Origin of the sequence: Rhizobium sp. Root482, assembly GCF_001426565.1 — a bacterium.
In the GTDB taxonomy this organism is placed as follows: Bacteria; Pseudomonadota; Alphaproteobacteria; order Rhizobiales; family Rhizobiaceae; genus Pararhizobium.
In genome coordinates, this window is record NZ_LMFA01000012.1 from 508339 (window position 1) to 530163 (window position 21825).

19 protein-coding genes are annotated in these 21825 nt (G+C 63.2%); 12 read left to right on the forward strand and 7 right to left on the reverse strand.

All coding sequences use genetic code 11. The features are described 5' to 3' along the window. Positions 1-10 precede the first annotated feature (10 nt). Both ASD31_RS10475 and dxs read left to right on the forward strand, forming a co-directional pair. Entirely contained in the window at positions 11-421 is a 411-nt protein-coding gene (locus tag ASD31_RS10475) for a DUF1801 domain-containing protein (protein ID WP_056332557.1), read from the forward strand. 269 nt (positions 422-690) lie between these two features. Beyond that, positions 691-2610: a 1-deoxy-D-xylulose-5-phosphate synthase gene (dxs, locus tag ASD31_RS10480; RefSeq protein ID WP_056333216.1), complete on the forward strand. Its 1920-nt coding sequence runs from the start codon at positions 691-693 to the stop codon at positions 2608-2610. A gap of 50 nt (positions 2611-2660) precedes the next feature. Here the strand turns inward: dxs and ASD31_RS10485 are convergent, their stop codons facing one another. Next, positions 2661-3401: an SDR family oxidoreductase gene (locus ASD31_RS10485; RefSeq protein WP_056332563.1), complete on the reverse strand. Its 741-nt coding sequence runs from the start codon at positions 3399-3401 to the stop codon at positions 2661-2663. 100 nt (positions 3402-3501) lie between these two features. Between ASD31_RS10485 and ASD31_RS10490 the strand changes: the two genes are divergently transcribed. The 4 genes from ASD31_RS10490 to ASD31_RS10505 all read left to right on the forward strand — a co-directional run bounded on the left by ASD31_RS10490 (position 3502) and on the right by ASD31_RS10505 (position 6902). Beyond that, positions 3502-4110: a TetR/AcrR family transcriptional regulator gene (locus ASD31_RS10490; RefSeq protein ID WP_056332568.1), complete on the forward strand. Its 609-nt coding sequence runs from the start codon at positions 3502-3504 to the stop codon at positions 4108-4110. 98 nt (positions 4111-4208) lie between these two features. Next, positions 4209-4994 (forward strand): TlyA family RNA methyltransferase, encoded by a 786-nt coding sequence (locus ASD31_RS10495; RefSeq protein ID WP_056332571.1) that lies wholly within the window; start codon positions 4209-4211, stop codon positions 4992-4994. Then, positions 4991-6241: a class I SAM-dependent RNA methyltransferase gene (locus tag ASD31_RS10500; protein ID WP_056332574.1), complete on the forward strand. Its 1251-nt coding sequence runs from the start codon at positions 4991-4993 to the stop codon at positions 6239-6241. The genes ASD31_RS10495 and ASD31_RS10500 overlap by 4 nt, the downstream gene beginning before the upstream one ends. Positions 6242-6395: 154 nt before the next feature. Beyond that, on the forward strand, positions 6396-6902 hold the full coding sequence (locus ASD31_RS10505; RefSeq protein WP_056333218.1) for a GrpB family protein: 507 nt from the start codon (positions 6396-6398) through the stop codon (positions 6900-6902). A gap of 95 nt (positions 6903-6997) precedes the next feature. Here ASD31_RS10505 and mcpU read toward each other — a convergent pair whose 3' ends face one another. Beyond that, positions 6998-9079 carry a methyl-accepting chemotaxis protein McpU gene (gene mcpU, locus ASD31_RS10510; protein ID WP_244483809.1) on the reverse strand — a complete coding sequence of 694 codons (2082 nt, stop codon included), beginning with the start codon at positions 9077-9079 and terminating at the stop codon, positions 6998-7000. On the opposite strand from mcpU, the gene ASD31_RS26915 reads away from it, so the two are divergent. Next, complete coding sequence (locus ASD31_RS26915; protein WP_274534259.1) at positions 9078-9206, forward strand: hypothetical protein; 129 nt, start codon at positions 9078-9080, stop codon at positions 9204-9206. The genes mcpU and ASD31_RS26915 overlap by 2 nt on opposite strands. Before the next feature lie 159 nt (positions 9207-9365). Here ASD31_RS26915 and ASD31_RS10515 read toward each other — a convergent pair whose 3' ends face one another. From ASD31_RS10515 to ASD31_RS10525, 3 genes are all read right to left on the reverse strand, one after another. Then, positions 9366-10448 carry an alpha/beta hydrolase family esterase gene (locus tag ASD31_RS10515; protein WP_056332580.1) on the reverse strand — a complete coding sequence of 361 codons (1083 nt, stop codon included), beginning with the start codon at positions 10446-10448 and terminating at the stop codon, positions 9366-9368. A 154-nt stretch (positions 10449-10602) separates the two neighbouring features. Further along, positions 10603-11355: a crotonase/enoyl-CoA hydratase family protein gene (locus ASD31_RS10520; protein ID WP_056332583.1), complete on the reverse strand. Its 753-nt coding sequence runs from the start codon at positions 11353-11355 to the stop codon at positions 10603-10605. A 23-nt stretch (positions 11356-11378) separates the two neighbouring features. Further along, a complete protein-coding gene (locus ASD31_RS10525) occupies positions 11379-13172 on the reverse strand; it encodes an acyl-CoA dehydrogenase (protein WP_056332586.1) in 1794 nt (597 codons plus the stop codon). A gap of 190 nt (positions 13173-13362) precedes the next feature. On the opposite strand from ASD31_RS10525, the gene ASD31_RS10530 reads away from it, so the two are divergent. Further along, on the forward strand, positions 13363-14337 hold the full coding sequence (locus ASD31_RS10530) for a transporter (RefSeq protein WP_056332589.1): 975 nt from the start codon (positions 13363-13365) through the stop codon (positions 14335-14337). A 97-nt stretch (positions 14338-14434) separates the two neighbouring features. Here the strand turns inward: ASD31_RS10530 and ASD31_RS10535 are convergent, their stop codons facing one another. Then, positions 14435-14872 (reverse strand): BA14K family protein, encoded by a 438-nt coding sequence (locus ASD31_RS10535; protein ID WP_056332592.1) that lies wholly within the window; start codon positions 14870-14872, stop codon positions 14435-14437. A 138-nt stretch (positions 14873-15010) separates the two neighbouring features. Between ASD31_RS10535 and ASD31_RS10540 the strand changes: the two genes are divergently transcribed. The 4 genes from ASD31_RS10540 to ASD31_RS10555 all read left to right on the forward strand — a co-directional run bounded on the left by ASD31_RS10540 (position 15011) and on the right by ASD31_RS10555 (position 19313). Further along, positions 15011-15994 (forward strand): glycoside hydrolase family 25 protein, encoded by a 984-nt coding sequence (locus tag ASD31_RS10540; RefSeq protein WP_056332595.1) that lies wholly within the window; start codon positions 15011-15013, stop codon positions 15992-15994. Positions 15995-16107: 113 nt separating this feature from the next. Further along, positions 16108-16710 (forward strand): DUF6656 family protein, encoded by a 603-nt coding sequence (locus tag ASD31_RS10545; protein ID WP_056332599.1) that lies wholly within the window; start codon positions 16108-16110, stop codon positions 16708-16710. A gap of 85 nt (positions 16711-16795) precedes the next feature. Continuing rightward, the gene (locus ASD31_RS10550; protein ID WP_056332602.1) at positions 16796-17770 is read left to right on the forward strand and encodes an L-threonylcarbamoyladenylate synthase; all 975 of its coding nucleotides are present in this window, start codon (positions 16796-16798) and stop codon (positions 17768-17770) included. 112 nt (positions 17771-17882) lie between these two features. Further along, the gene (locus ASD31_RS10555) at positions 17883-19313 is read left to right on the forward strand and encodes an FAD-binding oxidoreductase (protein ID WP_056332604.1); all 1431 of its coding nucleotides are present in this window, start codon (positions 17883-17885) and stop codon (positions 19311-19313) included. Between the two features lie 6 nt (positions 19314-19319). Here the strand turns inward: ASD31_RS10555 and ASD31_RS10560 are convergent, their stop codons facing one another. Further along, positions 19320-21626, reverse strand: coding sequence for a DUF1217 domain-containing protein (locus ASD31_RS10560; RefSeq protein ID WP_056332608.1), 2307 nt, complete (start codon positions 21624-21626; stop codon positions 19320-19322). Positions 21627-21825 lie beyond the last annotated feature (199 nt).

The following is a 21825-nucleotide window of genomic DNA, read 5'->3' on the forward strand; positions in this document are numbered from 1 at the left end:
GATTGAGACGATGGACCAGACCGCAAACGAAACGGAATCCCCGTCAGAGTTGATCGACAGGAGGATTGCGGAACTGGCCGACTGGCGCGGCGAGACGCTCGACCGGCTGCGTGCCCTCATCAGGGAGGCGGACCCCGAGATCGTCGAGGAATGGAAATGGCGCGGCGTGCCGGTCTGGGAACATGACGGCATCATCTGCACCGGCGAAACCTACAAGGCGGCCGTGAAGATGACCTTTGCCAAGGGCGCGTCGCTTGACGATCCGACGGGCCTGTTCAATTCAAGCCTCGAGGGCAATACGCGCCGTGCCATCGATCTCCACGAGGGCGAAGCGATCGACGGGGAGGCACTGAAAGCGCTGATCCGCGCCGCCGTGGTGCTCAACCAATCCGCGCGCGCAGGCCGATCGCGGAAAAAGTAGGCGCGCCGCCCGTTCGGAATCACGGCTCGGCCCTCGGCAAGAACAGTCGCGAATACGCACGCCAAAGGCCTGATCGAACCACACGTCTGCGTGAATGCGGCGGATTGCGCAGTATCAATCCGGCGAAATCCACTCTAAACTGGTCGAAACGGTTGAAATCGCGCGTCGCATTCTGCATGTGACAGGCTAGCGCGGTCCATGGATCGCATGCCCGGCCGTGTTTCCGCAATGGAGCCACCGGCCGGCGAGCGTGACAACGAGGCATGAGAGTGACAGACACCCCGACCACCCCCCTGCTCGACACGGTCCGGATTCCGGCGGATCTGAAGCCTATAAACGATCGCGACCTGCCGCAGCTCGCCAGCGAACTGCGCGCCGAGATGATCGATGCCGTGTCGCGCACCGGCGGGCATCTGGGCGCGGGGCTTGGGGTGGTGGAACTGACGATCGCCATCCACAAGGTCTTCGACACGCCGCATGACCGGCTGATCTTCGACGTCGGCCACCAGTGCTACCCGCACAAGATCCTCACCGGCCGGCGCGACCGCATCCGCACTCTGCGCCAGGAAAACGGGCTGTCGGGCTTCACCCGCCGGGCCGAAAGCGAATATGATCCCTTCGGCGCCGCCCATTCCTCGACCTCGATCTCGGCCGGCCTCGGCATGGCGGTCGCGGCCGACCTGTCCGGCGAGCCGCGCAATGTGATCGCCGTCATCGGCGACGGCGCCCTTTCGGCCGGCATGGCCTATGAGGCCTTGAACAATGCCGGCGCGCTCGATGCGCGGCTGATCGTCATTCTCAACGACAACGACATGTCGATAGCGCGGCCGACAGGCGCCATGAGCGCCTATCTGGCGCGCCTCGCGTCCGGGCGCACCTATATGGGCTTCCGCGATCTCGGCAAGAAGCTGACGGCCTATCTCGGCAAGACGGTGGACCGGGCCATCACCCGCGCGGTCGAGCATGCGCGCGGCTATGTCACCGGCGGTACGCTGTTCGAGGAAATGGGCTTTTACCATATCGGCCCGATCGACGGCCATTCCTTCGACCATCTCCTGCCGGTGCTGCGCAATGTGCGCGACAATTCCAAGGGCCCGGTGCTGATCCATGTGGTGACGCAGAAGGGCAAGGGCTATCCGCCGGCCGAGGCTGCCGCCGACAAATATCACGGCGTCAACACATTCGACGTGATCACCGGCGCGCAGGCGAAAGCCAAGCCGAATGCGCCCGCCTATACGGCCGTCTTTGCCGAAGCACTGACGCAGGAAGCCGGCTTCGACGACAAGATCGTCGCCGTCACCGCCGCCATGCCGTCCGGCACCGGGCTCGACAAATTCGCGCTGGCCCATCCCTCCCGCTGCTTCGATGTCGGCATTGCCGAGCAACATGCCGTCACCTTCGCGGCCGGGCTTGCTTCGGAAGGCTACAAGCCGTTCGCGGCACTGTATTCGACCTTCCTGCAGCGCGCCTATGACCAGGTGGTGCATGACGTGGCGATCCAGGGTCTGCCGGTGCGCTTTCCGATCGACCGGGCCGGTCTCGTCGGCGCCGATGGGCCGACCCATGCGGGTTCCTTCGACACGACCTATCTCGCCACCTTGCCCGGCTTCGTGGTGATGGCCGCCGCCGACGAGGCGGAACTGAAGCATATGGTGCGCACAGCCGCCGCCTATGACCAGGGCCCGATTTCCTTCCGCTATCCGCGCGGAGAAGGCGTCGGCATCGACATGCCGGAGCGTGGGCAAATCCTGGAAATCGGCAAGGGCCGGGTGATGAAACAGGGCTCGAAAGTGGCGCTGCTGTCGTTCGGCACGCGGCTTGCCGACTGTCTGCTCGCAGCCGAGGACCTGGACGCATCGGGGCTTTCAACCACCGTCGCCGATGCGCGTTTCGCCAAGCCGCTCGATGAGGACCTGATCCGCCAGCTTGCCCGCCATCACGAGGTGCTGATCACCATCGAGGAAGGCGCCGTCGGCGGCTTCGGCAGCCATGTCATGCAGTTCCTGGCGCTTGAGGGCCTGCTCGACCACGGACTGAAATTCCGTCCGCTGGTGCTGCCCGACATCTGGATGGAACAGGCCAAGCCCGAAGCCATGTATGTCAGGGCCGGTCTCGACCGCACCGGCATCGTCGCCACGGTCTTCCGGGCGCTCGGCCAGAAACAGGTCGGCTCGACAGCGGCCGGCTGAGCCTTCGCCGGCGCGGCAGCGTAAATCGCTGCCGCATCCGATGGCATTGATCAGCTATTGGCGCCGCCGTCGATCGTCAGGCTTGATCCGGTGACAAATCGGCCCTCTTCACCCGCAAGAAACGTCACCAGACCGGCAATGTCGGATGCGTTGCCGAAGCGGGGAATGGCCATCAATGCGCGCTGCGCATCCGCATGTTCGCCGTCGGCGGGGTTCATGTCGGTATCGGTCGAGCCCGGCTGGACGATATTAACGGTGATGTCGCGCGGACCGAGATCGCGTGCCAGAGCCTTGGTAAGACCGACCAGAGCGAATTTGCTGGTGGAATAGATGCTGAGGCCGGGAAAAGGCACTTTCTCGCCGAGATTGCTGCCGATGAAGATGATGCGCCCGCCGTTCCCCATCAAGGCGGCGGCCGCCTTCGACGCGACGAAACTGGCGCGCACATGGATGGACATGACCCGGTCATATTCTTCGAGCGTGGCGGTGTCGATCGTATCCACGGAAAAGACGCCGGCACTGTTGACGAGAATATCCAGCCCACCAAGGTCTACATGGGCTTGCCCCACGGCCGCCTCGACCGCCGCTGCATCGAGATTGTCGGCCTGGATGGCGAGCGCCCGGCGGCCGAGGCCCTTTATGGCAGCGACGACATCCCGCGCCTTCTCCGGAGCGCTGGCATAGGTGATCGCGACATCCGCGCCGTTTCCGGCAAGTGAAAGCGCGATAGCCGCGCCTATACCGCGGCTGCCGCCGGTAACGAGAGCGACTTTATTGTTAAGGTCCGGCATGGTTCATCCTTTTTCTGTAACGATCGATACATATAAGCTGTCAGGCTTGCCGGGCGGCGTCAACCGGTTTATGTATCGATCGATATAGAAAGGAATTTTCATGACGCCAAAAGGCCGGCCCCGCGCATTCGACTGTGATGACGTCTTGCGACGGGCCATGCGGATCTTCTGGGAAAAGGGCTATGAAGGCACCTCAATGACCGATCTCACCACGGCCATGGGGATCGGCGCCCCAAGCCTCTACGCCGCCTTCGGCAACAAGGCCGAGCTTTTCGCCGCCGCTCTCAAGGTCTACGAGACCCAGATCGGCACGGCCATATGGGAAAGCCTGGAGAAAGCGGCAACGGCGCGTCAGGCTTTTGCCGATTTCCTGAAGGAGACCGCGCTCTCCTATGCGCAGCCCGATCAGCCGCGCGGCTGCATGATCGCGCTCGAAGGGCTGTTCGGCGATGCCGACGCGATACCGGCCAGGGAGGCGCTGCGCGAGCGCCGGCTGGACAATGTGCGCCTGTTGCGCGAGCGGCTGGAACGCGGCGTGGCCGATGGCGATGTTGCGCGTGGTATCGACTGCCGGAAGGTTGCCGATTTCTACGCGACCGTGCAGCACGGCATGTCGATTACCGCACGGGACGGAGCAAGTCCCGACGCATTGCTGAACACGGCCGACGCCGCAATGGCCGCCTGGGAAACCCTTACCTCGCCTCGATAGGCCGATCCCGTCCGTCCTCCTGCCCGGAAATGCCGCTTTTTTGGCACAGCCGGGCGCAGAAGCCTTGCCTTGGCGGCGCCAACGCGCCATGAGACGCCATGTCAAACGAACCTAAAACATCCGTCCGCCTCGACCAGCTGCTGCTTAATCTCGGCCTGGTCGCCAGCCGTTCGCGGGCGCGCGACGCGATCCAGCGCGGCACCGTCACCGTCAACGGCCGCGTCGTCGTCAAGCCCAGCGCCACCTTTCCCGAGGATGCGACGATCGGCATCGACGATCCGGTGCAGGCCTATGTCTCGCGCGCGGCGCTGAAGCTGAAGGCGGGACTGGAACATTTCAAACTGTCGCCGCAGGGGCTCGCCTGTCTCGACATCGGCGCATCGACAGGCGGTTTCACCGAAATTCTGCTGCATGCGGGGGCTGATCATGTCATCTCCATCGATGTCGGCCATGGCCAGTTCCATCCGCGCCTCGAGGCCGATCCGCGCGTCACCAATATCGAAGGGCTGAATGCCCGGGTGCTGGACGAGGATCATCTCGAAGGCCATGCCATCGGCTTCGTGGTTTCCGACGTCTCGTTCATTTCGCTGAAGCTCGCTTTGCCGCCGGCGCTCGATCTGGCCGAGCCCGGCGCCCATTGCATCCTTCTCGTCAAGCCGCAGTTCGAGGCAGGCCGCGAGGCGATCAGCAAGGCCGGGCTGCTCAAGGAGCCGGAAACCGCACCGGCCGTGGCAGCCGAACTGGAACGCTGGCTGGTGGAGGAAATGGGCTGGGAAAGCCTCGGCCTGATCCCCTCGCCCATTTCGGGTGGCGACGGCAACGAGGAATATCTGCTCGCCGGACATAAGCCGCTGGGTGATGGCCTGACGGACGACGAAGCATGAGCAGCGAGACCCTGACCATCGAGAAGATCGGCCAATCGGGCGACGGCATTGCCCGCGGGCCCTTCGGCCCGGTCTATGTGCCGTTCACGCTGCCGGGCGAAACCGCCGTACTGGCGGTCAACCGGGACAAGGGTACCGTCATGTCGATGTCCGAGATATCGCCCGAGCGCGTGGCGCCGAAATGCCGGCACTTCGGCCCTGAAGGCGAGAACGGCACCTGCGGCGGCTGCACCCTGCAGCATGCCAGCGACAACCTCTACCAGGGCTTCAAGCGGCAGCTGGTAATCGATGCGCTGAAATCCAAGGCCCTGGTTGCCGAGGTGGCGCCGCTTGTGCTTGCCGATCCGGGCGAACGGCGGCGCACCGTCTTTACCGCCCGGCGGACGGAGAAGGAGCTGCTGCTCGGTTATAACCAGGCGGAAAGCCACCACATCGTCTCGATCGTCGAATGTCCCATCGCCAGCCCCGGCATCGTCTCGCGGCTGGCAACCATCCGGACGGTCGCGCTGGCCATGGCCGTCAATGCCGAGCCGTTCCGCATCACCGTCCTCGAAACCCTGTCCGGCCTCGATCTTTCCTTCGAGGGCATCAAGGCCATGGACAATGCGCAGCGCCGCCAGGTGATCGAGACGGTGCTGGGCGCCAGAAGCATCGCCCGAGTTTCGCTGAACGGCGAAATCCTCGTCGAGCCACAGAAGCCGCTGGTCGAATTCGACGGCGTTTCGGTCTCGCCGCCGCCCGGCAGCTTCGTCCAGGCGACGAAGCCCGCCGAGGAAACCATGGCCGCGCTGGTCATCGCCCATCTCGGCAAGTCCAAGCGCGTCATCGATCTCTTTGCCGGGTCCGGCACGTTTTCGCTGCGCATCGCCCGCAAGGCGCGCGTCCATGCCGTCGAGGGCGAGGACAAGGCCCTGAAGGCACTGGACCAAGCGGCGCGCAATACGCAAGGGCTCAAACCGGTGACGGTGGAGAAGCGCGACCTCTTCCGCCGGCCGATGATGGCTTCGGAGCTGAAGGTCTATGACGCCATCGTCTTCGACCCGCCGCGGGCCGGCGCCGAAATCCAGGTGAAGGAAATCGCCAGGTCCGGCGCCAAAAAGATCGTTGCCGTCTCCTGCAATCCGGTGACGCTGGTGCGTGACCTGCGGCTCCTGGTCGATGCCGGCTACCGCATCACCGGCGTCACCCCGATCGACCAGTTCCTCTGGTCCTCACATGTGGAAGTGGTGGCAACACTGGAGAAGTGAGGCGAGTTCTATATTTCTGCACCCGCAGCCACGTTCCCGGGCGATGCGGGTGATGACATCCGGCGGCCATTGGCAGACCCTTTCGCGGCAGACCCTTTTGCGGACTGGCCGAATCGCGCAAACTTCAACCGGAACCTCTTCTTGAGATGGCATGATGAGCGCAATAATCATTGCCGAATACGATCCCGCCTGGCCCGGCCTGTTCGAACTGGAACGGAGCCGGATACAACAGGTCGCCGGCGATGTCGTGAAAGAGATTCACCATGTGGGCAGCACATCCATTGCAGGGTTATGCGCAAAACCAAAAATCGACATCGATGCCGTGGCTGTCAGCGAGGCGCTGCTCTCGGAGGCAATCGAACGCATTCGGTTGCTCCCGGATTTTACATTCCACGGCGATCCATATGGCGATGGAATGTGGACATTTACCTCAGGGCATGGCTCCTACGGAACCCGTCTTTACCTCTGCGGACCGGAGAATGCCACGCATCTCAAACGCATCCTGTTTCGAGATTGGCTGCGTGAACATTCTGACGCGGCCGCTCAATATGCCGCCTTGAAACGGCGGCTGGCAGCAAAAGCCGCCGGCGATTGGGGATTCTACACCGGCGGCAAGGCCGACTTCGTCGCGGCGATCGTGCAACAGGCATCCGCCAGATAATATAGGGCGCCAACAGGCAATAACTGGGTCGCAAGCCTGAAATGACGTGAAAGGGCCTGTTGCCGGGCCCTTTCATTCCTTACAGCCGTTGCCGATCAGGCGGCGCGGCGGTTTTGGCCTGACTGCCTTGCGGCCGGAGCCGCCTGGCTTTCACCGAGCCTGAACTGAGCAAGCAGTTCGTTCAGCGCGGCGGCTTCCGACGCCAGTCCATGGCTTGCGGCCGTCTGCTCCTCGACCATGGCGGCATTCTGCTGGGTGCCCTGGTCCATGGTGTTGACCGCCGTATTGATCTCCTGCAGGCCGATCGACTGTTCGCGGGTGGCGGTGACGATCGCGCCGATATGGCCGTTGATCTCCTGGACCTCGGAAACGATGACCTGCAGCGACTTTCCGGTTTCGCCGACCAGCGCCACGCCGGCACGGACCTGATCGCCGGACGCGGTGATCAGCGCCTTGATCTCCTTGGCGGCATTGGCGGAGCGCTGGGCAAGCTCGCGGACTTCCTGCGCGACGACGGCAAAGCCCTTGCCGGCATCGCCCGCCCGTGCCGCCTCGACGCCCGCGTTCAGCGCCAGAAGGTTGGTCTGGAAGGCGATATCGTCGATGACCCCGATGATATTGCCGATCTCGCCCGAGGATTTCTCGATGCCCTGCATGGCGTTGACCGCATCACGGACCACTTCGCCGGACTTTTCGGCACCGGTCCGGGTGCGGGCGACCAGTTGGCCGACTTCCTCGGCGCGGCGGGCGCTGTCCTTGACCGTGGTGGTGATTTCCTCCAGCGCCGCGGCGGTTTCCTCGACGGACGCGGCCTGCTGTTCGGTGCGGCGGGCGAGGTCGTCGGCCGCATGGCGGATTTCCGTGGCGCCGGCGTCGATCGCCCGGGCATTGGTGCCGACCGCTTGGAGCGCGTGGTGCAGCTTGGCGACGGAATTGTTAAAGTCGGCGCGCAGGCGGTCGAGATGGGAGACGAAGGGGATCGAAATCCGGTAGCCGAGGTCGCCATCGGCAAGACGGCCAAGACCGGTGGCCAAAGCCTCGACGGCTTCCTGGATATCGGCCGTTTCCCTGGCCTTCAGCGCTTCGCGCTCGAGACGTTCGCGCTCCGACAGCGAGCGGCCGGCATCAGCTTCCTCTTCCAGGCGGACACGTTCGATCGCATTGGTGCGGAAGACAGCGACGGCGGCGGCCATGGAGCCGATCTGGTCGCGGCGTTCCTGGCCGGGAATTTCGGCCTTCAGGTCGCCGGCGGCAAGCTTCTCCATCGCGCCGGTCATATCGGTGACCGGGCGGATGACCAGACGGCTGAGCAGCGTCGCCAAGAAGGCGATCATGACGCCGACGGCAAGCAGCGTGGCGACCGTGGCGGCAATTCGGAACTGGTCGATGGCCGCATAGGCCGCATCGGCATCAATGGCGAAGCCGACATACCACTCGACCGAGGGCAAGCCCGCGACCGGCACGAAGCTCACCAGCATGCCCTTGCCGTCCAGTTCGGTTTCCGTGATCGAGGTACCGATCGAGGGCGTTGCTGCCGGGAAGGCATCGGCAAGCGTCTTGGTGACCAGCTTGGCATTCGGATGGACGAGGATCTGGCCATCCTTGTTGACGAGGAACGCGAAACCTTCACCGCCGACATCGATCGCCTTGACCATCGACACAAGCGTGGCCAGCGAGAAGTCGCTTCCGGCAACGCCGAGGAGCTTGCCTTCCTGCTTGACGGGCACCGCCGCGCTGATGATGAGATCGCCGCTTGCGGCATCGACATAGGGGTCGGTCAGCACTGCGGCATCGGCCTTGACAGAATCCTGATACCAGGGGCGCTTGCGCGGGTCGTAGTCGGCAGGCATTTCCGAATCCGGCCACATGGTGAACGTGCCACTCTCGTCGCCGACATAGGTGCTTATGAATTCCTTGGTCAGCACATCGTTCTTCAAGACCGCCTCGAGACCGGCCTGATCGGCGGAATTGCCGGCGGCGTTCGCGGCCATCGCGGTCAGGGCAACGCGGCCGTTCAGCCAGTTGGCAACGCTCTGGGCCGCCTGCTTGCCGGAGGACGAGATGTTTTCCTCGACGGAACGGGTGGTCGCGCCGCGCTGGAGGCTGTCGATATACACGGAGAAGCCGGCAAAGGCGGCGACGACGACGAGAGACGCGGCGACAAGGATGCGCGTCATGAGATTCGATCTTTTGGACAAGGCTAGCGTTCCCTATTGCCCCGGCTCTTCGGGCCGGGCGGTGGTGGTCTGTTTCGCAAGCGGGATCATTCGCCAGCACAAGGTGCGCAGCGCTGTTCCAACCTGAGAAAGGGTGACATGCCCGAAGGCGAGGACGGCACGCCTCATGCGGCCCTGCAGATCACGGCAAGAGCCGGTCTGTGATAGCCGAACAATAGCGAGGCGTACTTAAGGCATCATTAAAATTTGATCGCTGGTAAGTCGGGTTTCTCCGGCGTGCCCGCGCCTATCGCGCCGTCGGCTTGAGGGCGGATGCGATCGGTTTTTTCAGGCCCCAGGCCGTTGCAAGATGCATGGACGAGGAGATGCCGGCATCGAGCATGTAGGGGCCGGGCGTATCGGCCCGTACCCGTGAGGCCGATCGCGGTTTCAGGGGCGTTCCATGGCCCATATTCGCGATGAGGTAGAGCTCGACCGCCGGCTGTCCCGATCCGTCTTTCCAGACACGGCGGACATGGCCGTCCACCTCGCTCTGCGTAAAGGCGTCGCTGTCCAGCCCATGGACATCGAGCCATTGCGCCACCAGCGCCTCGGCATTGGAGACATCGACGGTTTGGTCCCGCGTGCCGTGCCAGATCGAGACGGCGGGAAAGTTGCGCTTGACGGGAGACGCGGCGCGGACGAGATCGCCCCATTCCCGGGCCGGACGTTCCGGCGCGCTGCTCATCGCGGCCAGTGCCCGGTGGACATCGCGTGCCGCGCCGAAGGGCAGGCCGGCAATGATGCCGCCGGCGCGGAACAGGTCCGGATAGGCGGCCAGCATCGCCGTCGTCATGGCGCCGCCCGCCGACAGGCCGGTGATGAAGACGCGGTCGCGGTCGATGCCGTGCGCTTTCGCCATCTTGGCCACCATCTGGCGGATCGACATTGCCTCGCCGCGATCACGCGCGACATTGCTCGGGCGAAACCAGTTGAAGCAGAGATTTGAATTGTTGGAACGGGTCTGTTCGGCATAGACGACGGCAAAGCCGCGTTCGCGCGCCAGCGTCGACCAGCCGCTGCCATGATCATAGGCCTCCGCCGTCTGATGGCAGCCATGCAAAACGACGACCAGCGGCGATTTCCGCGGCAGGTTTTCCGGCACATAGCGCCACATCCGCAGCCGTCCGGGATTGCTCCCGAAAGCCATGACCTGCTGGAGCCGGCCGGTGGTTTCCGATTTCGCGACGCGTGATTTCCTGGGGGACGAAACAGGCGTTGCGGCTGCCACGACCTTGCCGGCGCGTTTCACCGCCTTGGTCACGGCTTTTTCCCACTGCCGGTGCCGCTTGAGCATGCCGGAAAGTGAAAACCCGAAATGAGACCGCATGGAAACCCCTTTGCTTTCCGGCTTCTCCTCAAAAACCGGCCGTCCTCCACGCCTGCACACCATATGGGTTTTACCCGCGAACCGGCAAGGGAGACGGTCGATGATAAGGTGTCCGCCGGTCGCAATTCGCCGGGGCATTCCCCTCGGCTCGGACTTACCGGCGCATGAACGCCTCGAAGGCGGCCCGCGCCTCGGCGCTTTTCAGCTGTGCCGAAAAATGCCGCGCCTCCTCGTCGATCCGCGCCAGGACATCGGCGCGATCGCCTCGGATCAGCTGGCGGGCGATGCGCAGCGCTTCCGGCGACTTGGCGGCGAGACCGGCGGCAAGCGTAAGTGCCTGCGTCTCGATGGCCTCGGCATCGACAATCTTCCAGATCAGCCCGGCCTCCAGCGCCTGCGCGGCTGTGAACGGCTCGCCGGCGGCCAAGAGCGCGAAGGCTCGCTGATGACCGGCGATGCGCGGCACCAGCAGGCTGGACGCGGCTTCCGGCACCAGCGCCAAATCGACGAACGGCGTCCGGAACATCGAACGCGACGAGGCGATCGTCAGGTCGCAGTGGAGGTGAAGGGTGGTGCCGACGCCGATCGCCAGGCCATCGACGCCGGAGACCAGCGGCTTTTGAGCCCCCGCCAGCGCCCGCAGAAAATCGAGCACCTCGCCGCCCATGGTTCCGCCCATGGCAAAGGCCATGAAATCTGCCATATCGTTGCCGGCGGAAAAACAGCCTTCGGTTCCCAGAAACGCTGTGGCACGGACCGCATCGTCGCTTGCCGCCGCATTGAGCGCTTGCGCCATCTTGGCATACATGGCCCGGGTGATGGCGTTCTTCTTTGCCGGCCGGTTGAGGCGGATGACCTCGACGCCGGGATAGGCGTCGGGCCGCTCGATCAGGACGTCGTCGGTCATGGCAGTCTCCTTGAGAAGGCTTGTCAGGCAAGCGCGATGCGGGCGGCGGAAAGGCTTTCGGCGCCGCTGACGATGCGATCCTTCAACGACGCCGTTTCCGACAGCAGGTTTTCGGCGGCAAAGCGGCACAGCGCGATGCGGGCTTCGCGGCCGTGGTCGCCGGCTTCGGCGAGCCCGCCTTTGGCAAGATAGACGCCGCTCAGCGTCAGCCCGAACAGGCGCTGATAGGCGGTTGCGCCGGCCAGCGCCTCGGCAGTCCCGCCCTCGGCAAGGCGCGCCAGCAACCAGTCGGTCGCCTCAGCGAGATCATCGATCGCATTGTCCAGCCGGTGCGCCGTCTCGCCGAAACCGTCGAGATTGGACGCGGCGACTTCGGCTGCCACCGCCTTCAATTCCCCGAGGAAACCGCGCATATGCGCGCCATCGGACAACGGCAGCTTGCGCGTCACCAGGTCGATCGCCTGGATGCCGTTGGTGCCTTCATAGATCGGGGCGATGCGGGCATCGCGCAAATAGCGCGCGGCCCCGGTTTCCTCGATGAACCCCATGCCGCCGTGGATCTGGATGCCCATCGAGGCCGCATCGACGCCGATATCGGTGCCGAAGGATTTGGCGATCGGGGTCAGGAGGCTGGAGCGCTCCTGCCAGTGGCGCGCGGCCTGACTGTCGCCCGCTCCCGCACTGGCATGGGCGCGATCGACGGCGTGGGCGCAGACAAAGGCAATGGCACGCGCGCCTTGGGTCATGGCCTTCATTGTCAGGAGCATGCGGGCAATATCGGGATGCTCGATGATCGGGCTCATGCCCTTGCCCTGCCATCCCGGCGCCTTGCCCTGGGTGCGTTCGCGGGCATAGGAAAGGGCGTGCTGGGTCGCAGCCTCCGCAAGGGCGACGCCCTGGATACCGACGGCAAGACGGGCATTGTTCATCATCGTGAACATGCAGGCGAGGCCTCTGTTCTCCTCGCCGATGAGATAACCGACAGCACCAGCCTCGTCACCGAAGCGGCCGTCGCCATAGACCATGGTGCAGGTGGGCGAACCGTGAATGCCGAGCTTATGCTCGATCGAATGGCAGAACAGGTCGTTGCGGGCGCCGAGCGCGCCGTCATCGCCGACGAGGAATTTCGGCACGAGGAACAACGAGATGCCGCGCGTTCCCTCCGGTGCGTCGGACAGACGGGCGAGAACCAGATGGACGATATTGTCGGTCAGGTCGTGCTCGCCCCAGGTGATGAAGATCTTCTGGCCGAAAATGCGATAGGTGCCGTCGTCGCGGCGTTCGGCGCGGGTTTTCAGGACGCCGAGATCGGAGCCCGCATGCGGCTCCGTCAGGTTCATCGTGCCGGCCCATTCGCCGGAAATCATTTTTGCAAGAAAGACGGACTTCAAGCCGTCCGATCCATGCTTTTCCAGCGCCTCGACGGCGCCCATGGTCAGCATAGGGGCGAGCGCGAAGGCCATCGAACTGGCGTTCCAGAGTTCCATCGCCGCGATATGCAGCATATGCGGCAGATTCTGGCCGCCAGATTCCTCCGGTGCCGTCAGGCTGTTCCAGCCGCCCGCAGCCCAGTTGCGGTAGAGGTCGCGCCAGCCATCGGGCGATGTCACTTTTCCGTCCACGAGCCTGGCGCCCTGACGGTCGCCGATCTCGGCGAGCGGCGCGATCTCCTCATTGGCGAAGCGACCGGCTTCGGTGACGATGGCATCGACAAGGTTTTCATCCAGATCGCCGAAAACGCCTTCGGCGAGATCTTCGCTCAGTCCGGCGACATGTTTGAGCGTGAACAGGATTTCGTCCACCGGCGCCTTGTACATCTGCTTCTCCCGTCACATGATCGTTCGACCGCCAGACAATCGCCGGCTCATAGTGTCGGCCCGAAATTATTGATTTTTACGTAAACGTCAATATTCGATTGTCGGATGCGGTGCGGCTTGCAAGCCGGCAGCGACAAAACTGTCATGAAAGGCGAATAAGCCAAACCTGCTTCAGCAGGAACGACGCGGCATGAACCTGATTTCCACCGAAATACCGGGCCTGGTCTGGGCCTACCGCTTTATGCCGGGCGACAGCCGCTGCCTGCGGATCGCCGCCGATGCCTCGATCCAGTCCCTGATGCAAGGCGAAGGCTGGCTGTGGCTGCATCTGGCGCTGAGCGATGCGCGCACGCCAAGCCTGATCGAACGCATCGCCAGCGTTCCGCAAGCGGCGCTTGCGACCTTGACCAGCCATGATACGCAGGCCGCTGTCACCGTCTCCGACGATATGATCCACGGCACGCTGGTCGATTTCGAACGGACCTTCGACGCCGAGACGAAGACCATCGGCTGGCTTCATTTTGCCGTCACCGAAAAGATCATCATCACCACGCGCCTGCATCCGCTGCGCAGCATCGACCGGGTCAAGGCGGCAATCGAGAAGAACGCCCGCTGCGGCCGACCGATCGATCTGTTCGAAATGATGGTGGTGGAATTCCAGCGCACGCTGATCAGCCTGGTACTGGAACTGACCGAGGATCTGAACATCATCGAGGACGAGGTCTATGGGGAGGCCGGGCAAGCCGCCGGCCGCAACAGCCAGCCGAGGCTGGCGCCACTGCGGCGAACGGTGGTGCGGCTGCATCGGCATCTGCGCACGCTCCTGGCCTTGCTGCGGCGAGCCGGAACCTCCGAAGAGGATGAGGTACCGGCCGGCTTCCTCGACGTGGCGGAACGGCTAACGGACCGGCTGGAGGCGGTCGATCGCGACGTATTCGCGCTTCAGGAGCGAGCCCGGCTCCTGCATGAGGAGATCGACAGCAAGCTTTCCTCCGAGACCAACCGGCATCTCTATATCCTGTCGCTGATGACCGCTTTCCTGCTGCCGCCGACGCTGGTCACCGGCTTCTTCGGCATGAATACCAGCAGCCTGCCCTTTGCAGGGGGACTCCATGGAACGGCGATGGCCGGGCTTTTCATCCTCTTATCGACGGGGCTTGCCTAGACGATCCTCAAGCGCATCGGGCTATTGTAAGGCAAACGCAAAAATGCCGGAGGCGGCCGCCCCCGGCAAGTTGGTGCCGATCAATCGGTGATTTCGGTCAGTAGGGCGAATTGCACTGCTGGCGCGGCCCGTTATAGGGCTGGAACGTATTGTCGGAGGCGCGATAGCTGCGATAGCGGTTGGCGCACCACTGAACATGGCTGCCACCATAGCGCACCGGCCTGTCGGCTGTCGCGCCGCCGATGATGGCGCCGGCGGCGAAGGCGGCCAGCGGGAACCAGACGCCGTTATACTGGCGGTAGCCCGGGCGGTGATGCCTGTAGCCGCGATGGCCATTGTAATAGGATCGGTTACCATAGCGATAATAGCCATGGCGGCGATCGCCACGGCGATGCTGCACAAGCTGGATATCGCTGGAACGCTCGGCCTTGACCGGCACGGGGATACTGCTGAAAGCCTGCACCGGCGTGTACGACGTCGCCATCAACACGGCCGACAGCACCAGCGACGCTGCTTTAAATTTGAAAACACCCATGGTTTCCTCCATCATTCCGGACAGGATTGTCTTGGCCTAACAACGAGCATGGGCCGTTTTTGTTCCCTTCACTGCGCTCCCCAGACCTGCGATCGCAGTGTTAACCTTTGGTTAACCCTGTTTGCGCACCCTCTCTGGATGGAAAAGCGCCGCAACACAGTGCTCGCCAGTTTTTTGAGCCTCGCCTTGATGTTTGGCGCCGGGCTGCTTTCCCATGGCGCCGAGGCCCGCGACGTCATGCCGTGGAAATCGGCGGATCATGCGCTTGTCATCGATGCCTATGAGATGAACATCATCGACTGGGACGCGATGCTGAAGGATCGCAGGATCGCCGGTTTCATTTCCAAGGCTTCGGATGGTTTGCCGGAAAGTTTTTCCTGCACCGGCGATCACGACGGTGACACTTTTGACCACTGCAAGACGATGTGGCGCAAATATGCCGTCAGCCGCGAACTTTACCAGACCCGCCGGCTGATCGCCCGCGAGCGCGGCCTGCTCTGGGGCGCCTATCATCTCGCCCGCCCCGGCAACCCGATCGACCAGGCCAACCATTTTCTCGATTATGCCGAACCGCGCGATGACGAGGTGATGGTACTCGATATCGAGGGCATCGATGCGGAAAAATACATGTCGCTGGAGGATGCCGGCATTTTCGCCGGCCATATCAAGACCCGCACCGGGCGCTATCCGATGCTCTACACGAACCATTCAACCGCCAAGCATATCGCCGCCCACCGCGATCGCTTTCCCATCCTGTCGCGCCTGCCGCTCTGGTATGCGCGCTACAAGCCCGGCATCCGCAATGTCTTTCCGCTGGGCAACTGGGAGGGCTACGCGCTCTGGCAGTTCTCCTCGGCGATCAACTGCAACAAGCGCCGCTGCCCCTATCGGGTGGCGGGAACGCTGAACGATATCGACGTCAATGTGGCGCCGGTCAATGCCAAGGCACTCAAGGCCATCTGGGCCAAGGGCGACCTCGTGCCGGAAAAGCCGTTGGACGAGCCGGTTCTCATCGCCAGCGGCAAGGGGCACATTTCCTTCGGAGCGGGCGCCGACATGGGCTTGGACATGACGGTCACCGGCTCGGTGCGCAGGCTCTCCAACGCGCTGGCCCTCAGATAGCCGAAGCCGTCTGACGACGCGCCGCTCCACGGAAAGACGGCGTTAACCCTATCGATGTAGCGTCTGCCGATAGGCGCCGCAGCATCTCTGCTTTCGGTATCTCGGGTAGGCCAATGTCACAATTGCGATATTTCGACGCCGCCGTCAGGAAGCCGGCACCCTTGCCGAAGGCGGCGATCTATACCGAATTCCTGCGCACCGGACGCATCAACCGGCACCCGCCCGAATGGAGCGCAGAAAAGAAACGCTACCTGACCCATCAGGAAGTGGCCGCCCGCACCGGCCGCAGGCTGGAGACAGCGGGAACGCTGACGCATGAGCGGATCAACGGTTTCCATCGATCGATCCGCTTTCCGAAGCTTCTGTTTCACCGCACGCTGCCGGAAAGCCCGCATCTGGGCTATTGCCATGTCACGGCGGCGCGCACGAAATTCGCACGGTTCGACGATGTCCGCTGGTCCTTCTACATCGCCAATTTCTTTTCCGATATCGGCGAGGACGAGCATTTCTTCGAGAAGATCAAGCTCGGTTATTCGCGCATGTATTTTGCCGTCGCCACCCAGGCCGATCCGGAAGATGGCAGGCTGACGCTCGATCGCAGCGTCCACGCGAATGGCTTGCTGTTTCGCACTCGCGATCCGAAGGAAGCGCTGAAGAACGTCCTCCTGCTCGGCGCCCGCGAAGCGGAATTGCGCGCGATCGTCAACAGCCTTTGAGCTTGGCAAGGCAGCGCCCCACCCTGTAAGGAATGGCGGAGCGCCAACCTTCTCCTTGCATCCGGCGCCGACCGTTGGAACGCGCATGGCCCTCATCATCGATACCCGCACCGAACCGGACCGCGCCCTCGCGCTGGCCTGCGAAACGCTTGGGCAAGGGCTGCCGGTCGCCATTCCGACGGAAACGGTCTATGGGCTGGCGGCGGATGCCACCAATCCCGATGCACTCAGCCGCATATACGAGACCAAGGGCCGGCCGCGCTTCAATCCGCTGATCTGCCATGTTGCGGATCTGGCGATGGCCGAGACGCATGTCGAATTCGATCCCTTGTCGCGGCGGCTGACCGAGGCCTTCTGGCCGGGGCCGCTGACGCTGGTCCTGCCGCAAAAGCCTGACAGCACGATCCATCCGCTTGCCTCCGCCGGCCTCGATACGCTCGCCATCCGCATGCCCGACGGGTTTTCGCGCGCGGTCATTCGCCGCTACGGCAAGCCGCTCGCAGCCCCCAGCGCCAATACATCCGGCAAGATCAGCCCGACCAGCGCCGAGCATGTGGAGGCTGATCTGGGCGACAAGCTGGCGCTGATCCTTGATGCCGGGCCGGCGGGGGTGGGGCTGGAATCCACCATCGTCAAGGTCGAGGGCGACCGGATCCGGCTGTTGCGCCCAGGCGGGCTCGACGTTGCCGAAATCGAGGCTTTGACCGGCATTCCGGTTCTCCGGCGTGACAAGGCGGGAGCGGCAATCGAGGCGCCCGGCATGATGGCGACGCATTATGCGCCCGCCGCCGCTGTACGGCTGGATGCCAGCGAGGTGAGGCCCGGCGAAGCGCTGATCCGTTTCGGCGGCGCCCCCTTGCCGGGGGAAGATGAGGCCGTTCTGGTGCTCGACCTCAGCCCCTCCTCCAACCTGCGCGAGGCCGCGTCCAACCTGTTTGCCTATATGAAACGGGCCGATGCCTCGGGCGCGGCCACCATCGCCTTCGGGCCGATCCCGAACGAGGGACTGGGCGAAGCGATCATCGACCGGATCGAGCGGGCAGCCGCACCAAGAGAATAGCGAGGACGCGCATGGCGGACCTCTCCGCGCCACTATGGGACATCTCCTATCAGGGTATGCCTGACGGCGCCGGAGCCACTAAATCCGAACCGACGATAGGCCACTGCGCATCATGACCAATATCCGCCCCTCGCCCGAACTGATCGACCGCTTCGCCGCTATCGTCGGGGCGCTCAATGCGCTGACGGAGCCCTCCGACATCGCCCCCTATCTCGTCGAATCGCGCGGCCTCTACAAAGGCGAGACGCCACTGGTGCTCAAGCCGGGCAGCGTCGAGGAGGTCTCGCAGATCCTCAAGCTCGCCAGCGAGACCGGCGTGGCGATCGTGCCGCAGGGCGGCAATACCGGGCATGTGGCCGGCCAGATCCCGCGCACAGGCGCCAGCGACCTCGTCCTGTCGCTGGAGCGGCTGAACCGGATTCGCGACATCGACCCGGTCGGCAATGTGATCGCCGTCGATGCCGGCTGCATCCTTGCCGATATCCACCAGGCGGCCGAGGCGCATGACCGGCTGTTTCCGCTGTCACTGGGATCGCAGGGCTCCTGCCGGATCGGCGGCAATCTTTCCACCAATGCCGGCGGCACGGCGGTGCTTGCCTATGGCAATATGCGACACCTGTGCCTGGGGCTCGAAGTGGTGCTGCCGACCGGCGAGATCTGGGACGGAATGCGACGGCTGGCCAAGGACAATACCGGCTACGACCTGCGCGACCTGTTCATCGGCGCCGAAGGCACGCTCGGCGTCATCACCGGCGCGGTGCTGAAACTTTTCCCGCGGCCGCTCGGCCATCAGGTGGCCTTTGCCGGGGTCAAAAGCGTCGCCGATGCGCTGGCACTGTTCGACAGGGCATCGAGCCTCTGCGGCCCGGCGCTGACCGGCTTCGAACTGATGCCGCGGCTCGGTGTCGAGTTCACCGCCCGGCATATAGACGGCGTGCGCGATCCGCTGGATACGGTCCATGCTTGGTATGTGCTGATCGACATCTCGACGTCGGATTCGGCCGAAAGCGCCGAGCGGATGGTGGCACGGCTGCTGGAGACCGAATTTTCAGATGGACTGGTCGAGAATGCCGTGATCGCCGCCAGCGAGGCGCAACGGAGAAGCCTCTGGCACATGCGCGAAAGCATGTCGCCGGCGCAGAAGCCGGAAGGCGGATCGATCAAGCATGATGTCTCGGTGCCGGTGTCGAGCATCCCCGCTTTCATGGAGGAGGCGGATGCGGCGGTGATGAAGGCCATTCCCGGCGCCCGCATCTGCTCCTTCGGCCATATGGGCGACGGCAATATCCACTACAACATTTCGCAGCCGGTCGGCGCCGACAAGGACGCCTTCATCGCCCGCTGGCGCGAGATCAACGCGATCGTGCATGCCATCGTGCTCCGCTACAACGGCTCGATTTCGGCCGAGCACGGTATCGGCCAATTGAAGCGCGACGAATTGGCCGAAGTGCGCGCACCGATCGAGATCGATCTGATGCGCCGCATCAAGCACGCATTCGACCCCGCCGGAATCATGAATCCGGACAAGGTGCTGAAGAGCTGAGAGCGATCAGAACCCGCCGGCGCGCAGCTGGGTCAGGCTGAGAAGCGTATCGGCGCTGATGCCATTGCGGCCGCTGCCCGACAGGATGAGTTCGGCGCCGGTGATATCGACATTGTTCTCGACGTCGTAGAGCGCCGTGAACCGGGCCATGAGCTTTTCCAGCTTTTCCGGATCGTGCAGGTCCTCGATGTCGAGAACACGATTGATATAGGCATATTGCAGATCGACGTCGGCGCTCGACATTTCCTTGGGAATGCTGAACGTCGTCTGGATGACCTGCAGCAGCGCGTTGTCGGCCAGAAGATCGTAGGCACTGCCGATGCCCGACGCCATGCGCCGGAAGTAGAGCGCCAGGCGGACGCCGGCATTGTCCTCGCCCTTTTCCTCTTCCAGCGTCTGGTTGAGATAGAGATCCTCGGTCTCCAGCAGCCCGCGTCTGGTCTGTATCCCCTGGGTGGGACGGGCGAGATCGCCTTCGCTGTCGAAATTATAGGAGGCGACGATTTCCTTGTAGAGCGTCGTGTTCGGCTGCGTATTGATGAAGCTGTTGGGATCGTTGAAATCCGATTCGAACATCTGGCGGACGTGGTCGGTCGAGATTTCCTCCGGATCGAGACCGGCGGCGACAAGGATGAAATCGACCAGACGCCGGTTGGAGAGCAGCCCATCCAGTGTTTCGATCTTGCCGATCTCGGCGCTGTAATATTTCGATTCCGCCGTCGCCTTGGTCTTGTCCTCCTCGGTGCCGAAGCGGCTTTTCTCCACGACATAGGACTTGGCGGTATTGAGGATTTCGGATTCGGACTGCGCCAGCATCGGCGTGCCGGGCGTGCCGTCAGCCTTGAAATTGAACACCTTTGCCAGTTCGACATAGCGTTCATCCTTCAGCGTATAGACATAGCTGTTCGGATCGGTCAGGTCGCTGGTCAGCACCTTTTTCAGTTTACGCGCCGTGTCGCCCTCCTCCAGCCCGACCGCGGTCAGCGCCAGCGACATGATCTTGCTGTCGGACAGCAGATCGTCGACATCGGCAACGACGCCGATCAGGGTCTTGTAGGATTTGATCAGCGCCTCGTCGAAGGCTTCGTCGGCATCGTCGTAACGGTCGATCCAGTAGGCGGATGTCTCGGCCATCTGCGAGGCGGTCTGGGCCTTGTCGCCGGCGGCCAGCGTTCCATCGGTCTGGAAATTGAAGGCAGCGGCAAGCTGCTTGTAGATCGGGCCGAATTCGGTACCGCCCTGGGTATTGGCATAGCTCGTCGGATCATCGAGATCGCTGGAGAGGACATTCCCCATCGTCGAGATCAAAAGGCTCGTCGGCAGGCCATAGGAGATGCGGATATAGTCGAACAGCCGGGAATTGCCGAGGATATCGTCGATCTTGGTGACGTTCTGGATTGCCGCTTCATAGAAGATCTTGTTGAGCTGGGCCGCAGAGGACGAAAGCCGCGGCTGCTGGAAGACATAGGCCTCGTTCGTCGAGGCCTTCTGCATATCCGACATCGGCAGGTCGCCGGCCAAAAGGGTTCCGTCATCCTGGAAATTGAAGGCGGCGGCGAGAGGCCGGTAATCGGGCGCATTGTCGATTGCGCCCTGGTACTGGGCGATCAGCCTGCTGGGCATGCTGCTGGGATCTGCCAGTTCTTCCGGCGTCGCGCCTGCCTGCACCTGGGCGATCTTGTCCTCGAAACCCTGTTTGTAGTTCGCCGCAGTGACATTCACATAGCTCGCCGGATCGCTGACGTCGCTGGTGACGATGCCCTTGAAATGCTCATAGGACATGTAGTTGGAATCGAAGCCGAAGGCCGTCAGCGCGTAATCCTTAAGCCTGTCGTTCTGCCAGAGCTGGTCAGCCGTCGTGATGTGGTCGATCGCTGCGTTAAAATAGGCCGAGTCCGTCCTGACCGCCTCGCTGCGGTTGGCGATCGACTCATTGTAGAGGCCGATCAGCGCATCTTCCTGTGCCTCGCTTTGAACCACCTCTGTCGATTGCGAAAAGCTGAAGGCCATGGCGAAATTGCGGTAGCGCTCGTCCGTCAGCATATTGGCATAGCTGTTGTCGTCGCTGAGGTCGCTTTCCATGACCTTGCGCATGAAGGCCTTGGCATAGGTCATGTCCTCCAGCCCGTGCGCTTTCATCGCATAGGCGTAGAGCCGGTAGTCGCCGAGGAAATCGTCGATCGAGGTGACATTGCCGATATTGGCCTTGTAATATTCGGTCTCGCGGGCAACGAGCAGCTTTTCGGAGGTGCGCTGCAGGCTCGTCTTCATGTCGCGCGTGATGAGATTGTAGTCGATGAATGTCGAAACCATTGCCGCTCTGCCGATCGCCTGAACCCATGGGCGGGGCACCATCCGGACGGACGCGCCTCCACAATCCCGCGGTCTGAAACCGCCACTATCGGCATTCTTGCTTGCGCGTGGCTTTACGGCGCCCATGTCGACGGCCCCGGAAGATCGGCAAAAAGCCGCCGATCATTTTCACGATTGGGAAACCCTGCCGCGTTGGCTT

Coding starts and splice junctions, on each gene's coding strand:
- ASD31_RS10505 (WP_056333218.1), top strand. CDS start 6,396: ATGAGCGCAATAATCATTGCCGAATACGATCCCGCCTGGCCCGGCCTG.
- ASD31_RS10540 (WP_056332595.1), top strand. CDS start 15,011: ATGGAAAAGCGCCGCAACACAGTGCTCGCCAGTTTTTTGAGCCTCGCC.
- ASD31_RS10560 (WP_056332608.1), bottom strand. CDS start 21,626: ATGGTTTCGACATTCATCGACTACAATCTCATCACGCGCGACATGAAG.
- ASD31_RS10545 (WP_056332599.1), top strand. CDS start 16,108: ATGTCACAATTGCGATATTTCGACGCCGCCGTCAGGAAGCCGGCACCC.
- ASD31_RS10550 (WP_056332602.1), top strand. CDS start 16,796: ATGGCCCTCATCATCGATACCCGCACCGAACCGGACCGCGCCCTCGCG.
- ASD31_RS10500 (WP_056332574.1), top strand. CDS start 4,991: ATGAGCAGCGAGACCCTGACCATCGAGAAGATCGGCCAATCGGGCGAC.
- ASD31_RS26915 (WP_274534259.1), top strand. CDS start 9,078: ATGAGATTCGATCTTTTGGACAAGGCTAGCGTTCCCTATTGCCCCGGC.
- ASD31_RS10485 (WP_056332563.1), bottom strand. CDS start 3,401: ATGCCGGACCTTAACAATAAAGTCGCTCTCGTTACCGGCGGCAGCCGC.
- ASD31_RS10475 (WP_056332557.1), top strand. CDS start 11: ATGGACCAGACCGCAAACGAAACGGAATCCCCGTCAGAGTTGATCGAC.
- ASD31_RS10515 (WP_056332580.1), bottom strand. CDS start 10,448: ATGCGGTCTCATTTCGGGTTTTCACTTTCCGGCATGCTCAAGCGGCAC.
- ASD31_RS10535 (WP_056332592.1), bottom strand. CDS start 14,872: ATGGGTGTTTTCAAATTTAAAGCAGCGTCGCTGGTGCTGTCGGCCGTG.
- ASD31_RS10530 (WP_056332589.1), top strand. CDS start 13,363: ATGAACCTGATTTCCACCGAAATACCGGGCCTGGTCTGGGCCTACCGC.
- ASD31_RS10520 (WP_056332583.1), bottom strand. CDS start 11,355: ATGACCGACGACGTCCTGATCGAGCGGCCCGACGCCTATCCCGGCGTC.
- ASD31_RS10525 (WP_056332586.1), bottom strand. CDS start 13,172: ATGTACAAGGCGCCGGTGGACGAAATCCTGTTCACGCTCAAACATGTC.
- mcpU (WP_244483809.1), bottom strand. CDS start 9,079: ATGACGCGCATCCTTGTCGCCGCGTCTCTCGTCGTCGTCGCCGCCTTT.
- ASD31_RS10495 (WP_056332571.1), top strand. CDS start 4,209: ATGTCAAACGAACCTAAAACATCCGTCCGCCTCGACCAGCTGCTGCTT.
- ASD31_RS10490 (WP_056332568.1), top strand. CDS start 3,502: ATGACGCCAAAAGGCCGGCCCCGCGCATTCGACTGTGATGACGTCTTG.
- ASD31_RS10555 (WP_056332604.1), top strand. CDS start 17,883: ATGACCAATATCCGCCCCTCGCCCGAACTGATCGACCGCTTCGCCGCT.